At 38.9% G+C, this 7,989-nt stretch carries 11 protein-coding genes and 2 pseudogenes; 5 read left to right on the top strand and 8 right to left on the bottom strand.

Annotated features, from left to right (window positions below):
- The 4 genes and pseudogenes from ACWATR_RS38065 to ACWATR_RS38050 all read left to right on the top strand — a co-directional run.
- Nucleotides 1-422: SMI1/KNR4 family protein (locus ACWATR_RS38065; protein ID WP_460344962.1), on the top strand; the 422-nt coding region annotated here is incomplete at its 5' end.
- A 258-nt stretch (nucleotides 423-680) separates the two neighbouring features.
- Nucleotides 681-1,313, top strand: a complete 633-nt coding sequence (locus ACWATR_RS38060; RefSeq protein WP_460344959.1) for a hypothetical protein — start codon at nucleotides 681-683, stop codon at nucleotides 1,311-1,313.
- 285 nt (nucleotides 1,314-1,598) lie between these two features.
- Nucleotides 1,599-1,781: pseudogene (locus ACWATR_RS38055) on the top strand (transposase family protein); the annotation flags it as partial.
- Between the two features lie 38 nt (nucleotides 1,782-1,819).
- Nucleotides 1,820-1,975: pseudogene (locus ACWATR_RS38050) on the top strand (ISAs1 family transposase); the annotation flags it as partial.
- 321 nt (nucleotides 1,976-2,296) lie between these two features.
- Here the strand turns inward: ACWATR_RS38050 and ACWATR_RS38045 are convergent.
- The 5 genes from ACWATR_RS38045 to ACWATR_RS38025 form a co-directional block, all read right to left on the bottom strand.
- Complete coding sequence (locus ACWATR_RS38045; protein WP_460344956.1) at nucleotides 2,297-2,566, bottom strand: hypothetical protein; 270 nt, start codon at nucleotides 2,564-2,566, stop codon at nucleotides 2,297-2,299.
- 144 nt (nucleotides 2,567-2,710) lie between these two features.
- Nucleotides 2,711-2,983, bottom strand: coding sequence for a hypothetical protein (locus ACWATR_RS38040; RefSeq protein WP_460344953.1), 273 nt, complete (start codon nucleotides 2,981-2,983; stop codon nucleotides 2,711-2,713).
- 222 nt (nucleotides 2,984-3,205) lie between these two features.
- Complete coding sequence (locus ACWATR_RS38035; RefSeq protein WP_460344950.1) at nucleotides 3,206-4,183, bottom strand: DUF5895 domain-containing protein; 978 nt, start codon at nucleotides 4,181-4,183, stop codon at nucleotides 3,206-3,208.
- Nucleotides 4,184-4,419: 236 nt separating this feature from the next.
- Complete coding sequence (locus ACWATR_RS38030; RefSeq protein ID WP_460344947.1) at nucleotides 4,420-5,325, bottom strand: RpnC/YadD family protein; 906 nt, start codon at nucleotides 5,323-5,325, stop codon at nucleotides 4,420-4,422.
- Nucleotides 5,326-5,403: 78 nt separating this feature from the next.
- Nucleotides 5,404-6,201 (bottom strand): hypothetical protein, encoded by a 798-nt coding sequence (locus tag ACWATR_RS38025; protein ID WP_460344944.1) that lies wholly within the window; start codon nucleotides 6,199-6,201, stop codon nucleotides 5,404-5,406.
- Between ACWATR_RS38025 and ACWATR_RS38020 the strand changes: the two genes are divergently transcribed.
- The gene (locus ACWATR_RS38020) at nucleotides 6,192-6,356 is read left to right on the top strand and encodes a hypothetical protein (protein WP_460344941.1); all 165 of its coding nucleotides are present in this window, start codon (nucleotides 6,192-6,194) and stop codon (nucleotides 6,354-6,356) included. The two genes, ACWATR_RS38025 and ACWATR_RS38020, sit on opposite strands and share 10 nt — an antisense overlap.
- A gap of 371 nt (nucleotides 6,357-6,727) precedes the next feature.
- Here the strand turns inward: ACWATR_RS38020 and ACWATR_RS38015 are convergent, their stop codons facing one another.
- The 3 genes from ACWATR_RS38015 to ACWATR_RS38005 form a co-directional block, all read right to left on the bottom strand.
- Nucleotides 6,728-7,018 (bottom strand): helix-turn-helix domain-containing protein, encoded by a 291-nt coding sequence (locus tag ACWATR_RS38015; RefSeq protein WP_460344938.1) that lies wholly within the window; start codon nucleotides 7,016-7,018, stop codon nucleotides 6,728-6,730.
- Between the two features lie 58 nt (nucleotides 7,019-7,076).
- A complete protein-coding gene (locus ACWATR_RS38010) occupies nucleotides 7,077-7,283 on the bottom strand; it encodes a hypothetical protein (RefSeq protein WP_460344935.1) in 207 nt (68 codons plus the stop codon).
- A gap of 652 nt (nucleotides 7,284-7,935) precedes the next feature.
- A partial coding sequence (locus ACWATR_RS38005) for an excalibur calcium-binding domain-containing protein (protein ID WP_460344965.1) occupies nucleotides 7,936-7,989 on the bottom strand: 54 nt, incomplete at its 5' end.

The following is a 7,989-nucleotide window of genomic DNA, read 5'->3' as shown; positions in this document are numbered from 1 at the left end:
GATTTTTCGATGAACTAGAATTTTTGTCTCTAAACGAAATTTTGATAAATTGGCAAATCTTAGCAGAATTTGCTGATGATGGCATAAATGATCAACTTTCTGGTGATTCTTACATCCCTGGAAAAGTCAAAAAAATGCATATTAATAAAAAATGGATTCTTTTTGCTTTCGATGGATTTGGTAACTATGTAGGTATCGATTTAGATCCAGGGGAGCAAGGTATAGTAGGGCAAGTAATAAGTTTTGGTCTGGAGGAATACTTCAAATTTGTTTTTGCAGATGATTTTGAAACCTTTCTAAGTTGGTTTGTTACTCAAATAGAATTAGGCAACCATAAGATTTTTTGCAGAACCAGAACCAACATTAATATCTCTGATGATACAAGGAGTTTTCTTTTTTATTGGAAAAGCTTTTTTATGTAAAAATTAAAAATTTTGATTGGGATTTAACGAATTCTAAGGTCTTAAATTACAACTTGCATTTGCTTCCATTATCTAACGAGATAACTTTAAAGTCTGTCTGAATTATTGGAGAGACACTACACCATATTCTTTTGCAACTACCGCTTTCGGGAGCAGAGGAAAATCCGCACTTCTGAAAGGTACCTTGCGATCGCTTTTCTGAGTTGTATTTAAAGCTCAAGCTAACATTTTTCAAACATCCTCTAAGGAGTCTAATATATGACTATTTTCAAAACCCGTCGCGTTATCTCACTTTTTATCCTTGTTACGCTCTGTCTTTTCACCTTGTCCAATAGTATTATATTAGGCTCTCCACAACCTGAATCTGAAAACGGACAAAAAACATTCGCTAATAACTGCATAAAGAAGGAAATCATCTCTGACAAAAGTGGGGCGAACTTGTACTGCAATATGTATGATAATATTGCGAATCACAAATTATTGGGCAAGTACAAAATACCCATCATAGAGTTCTTGAAGATAGCTAATTTTAACAATGTCCACAATATTCAACAAGTCCATTCTCCCAATACCACTCATGAGTCAGCCTTGTTACCATCATCCTGCCAGAACTACATTCTCGCGATGAAGGCTCCTTTTGATGAAGCTCGTCCAATATACAGGGTATTACAGACGATATGTAGCACTTCTACTATTAGCAGTAACCAAAATCAGATTTATCAAATATCTGCTGAATTCGATGATTTTCTGACCTTCAATAAATATCCAAATGGTGTATATGTACTTCAAAATAATAAAAAGTCTCCACTTTATACTGAAGGTATGCCTTCATTAAATATACCTCCTTATTATCATACTCTTACAGCATCTACGGCTGTTATGAGGAGGTAAAGTAGCAGCAACTAGCAAACCAGTTTCTTAAATGTTTCAGATGATAATCAAAATAGGGGGAGGAGGTAGGGCGAACGCATCAAAATATTAAAGATCGATAATCAAGGTTGAATTCCCCAACACTACACCACACATGACTTTCAGAGATTAGGCATGAAACTGAATAAGAATGATAATCGTTGTAGGGAGGTGAGTTTGTGGCAGCCGGCGGCTGCCAAGCAATACGGGTTCGTTTTTGTAGTAAATTCAGAGTGCGTTAAACAAGAAGAACGAAATTATAATTGAATGAAGCTCAAGCCCAAAATCACGATTGCTGACCACTTTGGTGTAATAGAAGATCCACGCATAGATCGTACTAAAAGGCACAAGTTAATCGATATCATGACCATTGCCGTATGCGCGGTGATTTGTGGGGCAGATGGATGGGTAGGAATCGAGACATACGGGTGTGCGAAGTATAAGTGGTTAAACTTGAGTCAAATGCTAAACAGTTTGGTAATTCTATTCGCAGCCATTGGGGAATTGAGAATTCATTACATTGGGTCTTGGATGTTGCTTTAAGAGAAGATGACTGTCGGATTAGAAAAGATAATGCTCCACAGAATTTTGCAATTCTCAGACATATTGCAGTCAATCTTTTAGGTCAAGAGAAGCGTGTCAAAATTTGTTTTCTTTATCATTCTCTGAATTTTTACAATTATCTATGTCATTTTGAAATCTCTCTTAGTTTTTATTAGGAAATAAGATGCGTTTCCCCTAACTACTGCATCAGTCAGGAAATTTGCAACAATAGGATTATCGATTGCTTGTACCATGATTATTGACCTCAATCATTATTTTTCACTTTCGATTAAGCGAAGCTTTCTTTGTGGCTATTTTTCAAGAGAGCGAATGTCTGTAATAGCTCTATAGATTACTTTTGTAGAGCTATTTTGTAGTCGAATATGTCTTTTAATTACTGGTGGTTTATGTATTGACATAACTCAAAATAGTTGAAGTTGCTGTGAATTATCCTGTACCACAGGCTTTTGATAAACCATACCTTCGACTTCATAACAACGGGACATGAGTTTGTTTCGGTTTAGCCGAAAGCTGGCTTTTTTTCTTTGATTTGGCAGAGGTAGAAACAAATACTGTGGATGTTGGATAGTACCTTCATCACCCAAGTATCGTGAAAGCGTACCGTCGATTTGGTAAACTTTTGAGGAGCTTAAAAGCGTTGAGTCATAAACTTTAATCAAATTTAATTCCATCTGATTACTATTGAAGTAGAGTGTGTAATAATCTTTTGTGGAATCGATTTTTCTCTCCAGTCAGACTGATTAAATCTAACTGGAGAGTTTTTCACGCATAATTCGTTACCTTTGCGTTAATTATTGATTGAGAGTGACAGAAGATTAGAGATAGAAATGCTCAAAAATCTGATTGAGTTTTTCTTTTAATTCATCTGACAGAGCATTAAAATCAAACTCGTCTGATTCCCAAACTTGATCCAAGCTTGTAGACTCATCGATAATGTTTGCAATCAAACAAGATTCATTGTCATAGTTCCAGCCATTTGCTAAAAGCCACGGCAGAATTCCTTTAGATTGCAATAATTTCTCAATGTCGAACGAGTCAGAAAAATGCTGTAAGTTTTCGAGGCTAGGGGGAATGATTATTGTTGTCATGGGGGTATTTTAAATGATTGATATACAGCCCAATCAAAAGAGGAAGAAAGGGATTCAAGAATTATTCAGTCATTCTCACAAGAAAAACTTTTTCCCTTTTCTTTGTTAGCTGTAGAACCTAAGACTTGAGAACTGATCAAATATGCTTCCCTACTTGAAGGTAAATAGGGAAGCATAAAGGCGAACACAATTGCTGCAATCACCTCAACAAGTATTTGGCTATTAAGAAGGCACATCTTCCCAGTAACCAACTTCATCATCATAATTTGCTTGCATAGACTGCAATTTGTTGACGAAGTTAGCAAATTCTTCGTTAGTTAGTGACTGTCTTCCTTTTTTACCATAGTTATCTATGAGAAACTGTTTGCCCTTTTCCTCACCCCAACCTAAAGCTTCAATTAATCGTTGCGACTCCATCATCAATTGATTGCGATCAAGTGCATGAGACGTATGCTTTGGTAAGTTATTGTTAGGCAATCCTTTTTTCCACCAATCGCAGATGGAATTATGCACAAGGGCAATTTCTTGAGCTATTGGTTTCTTGCCAATACAATAATTTTCCCAGTCGGGCGCAGTTGGCTTTTCGTATCCGTTACATACACAGGCGTTGGAAGTTTGCCCCCCTTTCTCACGTTTCTCTGTTTTCAATATGGGACAAAATACCCACATCGAATGCCAAAGTAAATTCTTTGGTTGGTGATGTTTACTGTGAAAACTTGCATAAGCTTGTTCGCAGGTTTCACGGAATGCCATTAGTTGTTGATCAAACGAAACTTGAAACACTCCCCAAGCAGTTATTTGTACTGGTGCGATATGAAGAGGTTGATTTTGGACATCGACGAAAATCACCATATACCGCCTACCGAATTTGTAAGCATTCTTGTCCAAACCATCGCTGCTACGCCAAACTCCAATCACCTTTCTATCGTTTCCGTATAGCAGAGGCGATCGCCCAATCACAAGTATTCGTGGTTGTCTATAGAGAGCGCCAGGAATGCCTATCTTTTCATCGTTTTCGTCCAACTTGTTAGTAAGAACTTTATACTCTTTCCCACCAACTATTTCTTTATTTTCGTACCATCCTGCTAATTGTTGATTTTCGTAAGCAATCCAAATGCCTGCGGGTGAAGGAATACTTTTGGCTGCTGGAGTCTTTTGGTATGACTTGTGTTCAGCAGAATCAAAGTCAAAAGCTGTCATAGTAGCTGCTGCCTTTCTTTAATGTTAGTTTTCGCAAAAAATAAGCGAAGCTTTAATTCTGAGTGGGTAATTCTGCACTATTTTCTTGATAGGTCATTATTTAATATCAATAGATTTCACTCTTTCATTGGCGAAGCCGTTGATTTCAGATGTATCTATCAAGTACAGAGCCAATAAAAGAGCGCTCTTGTTACTACAAAAGCGCTTTTTATTACTAATTATTTGCCCTGTACAGATTATTGATGTGAATTAAATCTTGCTAGCAAATCTTCACGAGATAATTCAAGACATAGGGGAGTAAATTGTTCTGGTGTTAACTGCAACAAATTATCGACCACTCTCGCTAATTCTTCATCCACAGAACCAAACCTAAATCTCAACAAGTTTTCTACAACTTGGCGGCGTTCAAGTTGTACTCCCTCTTGTACTCCTTGCTGTTTAGTGGTTTCTTCCCACTGCTGGTAAGCTTGCGACAAATTCATGATTAATTCCTGCTCATCTTCTGTTAAAGTTTCTTGCTGTTGAACTATAATGACCCGCAAATTAGTAATCAGTTTGAGAGTATTTTGTCTTAATTGGTTGCTTTCGGGTAATGCCAGCAATTCATCAATGGCAGTACGTTGCGTTTCGCCTCTACCCAAAATCCTCAGCCATAATGTTTCTTCTGTTACTGGTAGCTCGTTAACCGCTACTATTGCTGCTCTAAAACACTTCTGGAAAAAGTAAACTCCCCTGCTCCACTTTTCTAAATCTAGTTTAACCTCTAAATCCTCCAACAGAGAGGCTGAAGCGCTAGGCGATATAATCCACAAACGCGCTAAACTATCTTCTGGTAAACTGGTTTTCTCTCGCTTGGCTTTACGTTGTGAGTCTGCAATCACGGTGAACAGTTTCAGAAAACAGTTACGTACCTCTGATCTACTTGGTTGATTGCGGAATGGTTCCAAAAGTGCCGTATTTAACACAGCGATTCTGCCCAATAATCCAAGATTTTGAGCTTGGGCAGTTGGTGTGCTTGTAAACAAAACGTCAACAAATCTGGTTTCATCAGTGACTTGTTTGTTAACTTCTACTCTACCTAAAGGAGACAACAACTCCTCTAATAATTCCTTAGAAAACTGATCGTAAGGCTTGCTAGTCATGTTTTAAAGGTGAACTGTGTTTTATTTTAAAAGGATTGGTTATGGTTGCATGGTGGGTATGAAAACCCACCAATTCACTTACGCCGCTACCAACTCCCGACGAACTTGCGGCAGTTCAATTAGAGCAGTTTCCCTGGATAGAACCTCTACAGCCTCTTTCACACTCCAATGCTGCACTCCATCGCCACAACGCCAGTAGTATGTCTTGGGGTCGTTTTCCCAGACTTCCTCAGCGTTTCTGACCTTGAAGAGTATGCCCAAAAACTCACCGTCCAGATATACATTGTGAGCCGTCTGAAGGTCAGTGCGTCCTACATAGGTCAGTCGATAGCCGTCTACTGGTTCGCACAAATCTTCTGCACGAGTACCACGATACCCACAGTTACCGCACCCATGACCTTCGCAGTCTGGACAGATGGCAGCAGGAGTATTCCACTTCGGCAGGGTGAAGTCCCATTCAGCCAGTGAGGAAAATAATCGAAGCTTTTGTGAGGTGTAGCAGCCGGCATAACCGATTACTTTGTCAGAATGGGTTTGGATACTCAACGATAACCAGTCACATTCACCTAACAAACCAATTTTTTCACTAGCTTCTTTCAACTCATTATCTAGTTGCTGATTGCGCTTTACTGGAGCAGAAAGACTTGTTTTAATCTCTGCTACTGCGCGTTTGAACTGCTCTTTGTGGTATCGAGCATAGCCGTGGGTCATTTTCACCCAGACGATATCATCGCTGTTGATCCAGATAGTTACTACATCTTCGGGCTGGCAGTTTTTTGAGTAGTCCGACTGATTCACGATGGTTGCAATGATTTCGCGATCCTGTGTAGTTAAGGGATCTTTTGTTAGCGTAGGGGCTGAAAGTTGTGTCATCATTAGAAACACCTCTTAAATGGGTAAAAGGGCGATCGCAGACTTTCCACGGTGAGCGATCGCCTTATTTTTATTGGTCAGTTTATTGTGCTTGCACAACACTCTCACTCTCTTATTGGCGAAGCCTTATAAAAATGTTCAGGGGTAAAGCGTATTAACTGATGTCAAAACACCAGACAGCACAAAGCTGTAGAGAAGATATTGGATTTATCGTGCCCTCTGTAGAGGCATGTGGAAATAATTGAAAAAAGGCGATTACATACTGAGGAGTAATAATCGCCTTAATTCTGAAAAGATTGAAGTTTTTACAACCAGTTTTTAGACGTGGTAGGTCATCGGAATCATCTCGCGGTGGCTTGGCCATTACAAGTTTTAGGCTGCGGCTACTTATCCCGCCGGCTATTGGTTTCTAATAGTTTTGTTGCTAATTCAATTTGATTGGTTTGAGTTTTGAGCGCTTCTTCCTTTTTCTGAGAGGCATCGCGCTCAATTCCTCTCTTGTAGATATAATTTACAACACCATGTTGTATTATGTCAATAGAGTTTTGCATATTTCTTGTAAACTTTCAGGATTGATTACTAACGCTGGAAATAACTTCCAAATAGGTACATCAAGCGCATTACAAATAGCAAACGCATCTTCTTTGGAAATTGATTCCGGTCTATTTCCAGGGTTTGCCCATTCAAGGTTTTGGATAAAAGTATTGCTGCGACCAGCTTGAATCGCTAATTTATCTCGGCTAGTTTTACCCCGTAGTTTTCTCAATCGCTGTGCTGTTTCTTCATCCCAACTAAAACGAGATACATAGGACAGTTTCACAAAGCAGACCTCCTCTGTCATTTAGCTCTCCTCTAATTTACAACACTGAATTTTACTTTTAGAGTTTTTTGATTACACTGAGGTAGTGATAACGCAAAAGCGATCGCCAGCCAGGAAGCAACGCGATCGCTTTGCAAAACTCATTTACAAAAAGTAAGCCAATTATAATGCTGACACACTTTTGACGTGTTTCAGAAATCAACCAAATGCCCCAGTCTGGGCAGATAGCCAAATACGCGATACCCAAGGGGTATGTTAATGCCATCCAGGTGACTAAAAGCTAACCGTAAGTGCCCCCAGTGCGGTGCATCCTTTGACCGAGACTACACCTCAAGAGTGCATTGGGATTGTGAATGCGGCTTTCTAGATGATTCAATTTAAAGCGTTCGCACTTCAAGCGCTATTTTTTAAAATACCCAAAAACGCAACTGCGCTTGCTCCATCGAACATGACCTAAAATATTGCAATTGTAACGATCTCATTAGGAGAACCGATAGGAAACATTTCCATCCTCATTTACTTCAAAATTAGCACCGAGTTCTTTAGCTTTCTCATCTAGATATTCCTTAGCAGACTGAGTTGATATCTGGGCATTCCTCGCTAATTGCAATACCGTTATTTTCCCAGAGTTATTTTCAATTAGTTCTAAAAACACGAATTCAATCCGCTTTTGCTCTGATTCGATAAGTAATGTTTGTTCTCTCTTTTTCTGCTGCACTAAAGACCAACTCAACCAGCCTCCCATAACTGTTGATGGAATAGTAAAAATAGTTAGAGCAGCTACAGCATTTTGTTTGTCTAGCTCGGCAGTTTTCGGATTAGTAATTTCACAAATACTCACAACCGTAAACGGAATACCAAACAAGAGAAAACATCCCGCTAAAAATTTTTTAATTAATTTCATAATTTTTATTCCTTTATCGTTCGCACCCAATACCATCTCCATCGCGGTCAAAACCATGAGGGTCAGG

The sequence above is a fragment of the Nostoc sp. UIC 10890 genome, from assembly GCF_054786515.1.
The sequence above is the reverse complement of the archived record's forward strand: the minus strand, read 5'-3'. Positions and strand labels throughout refer to the sequence as shown.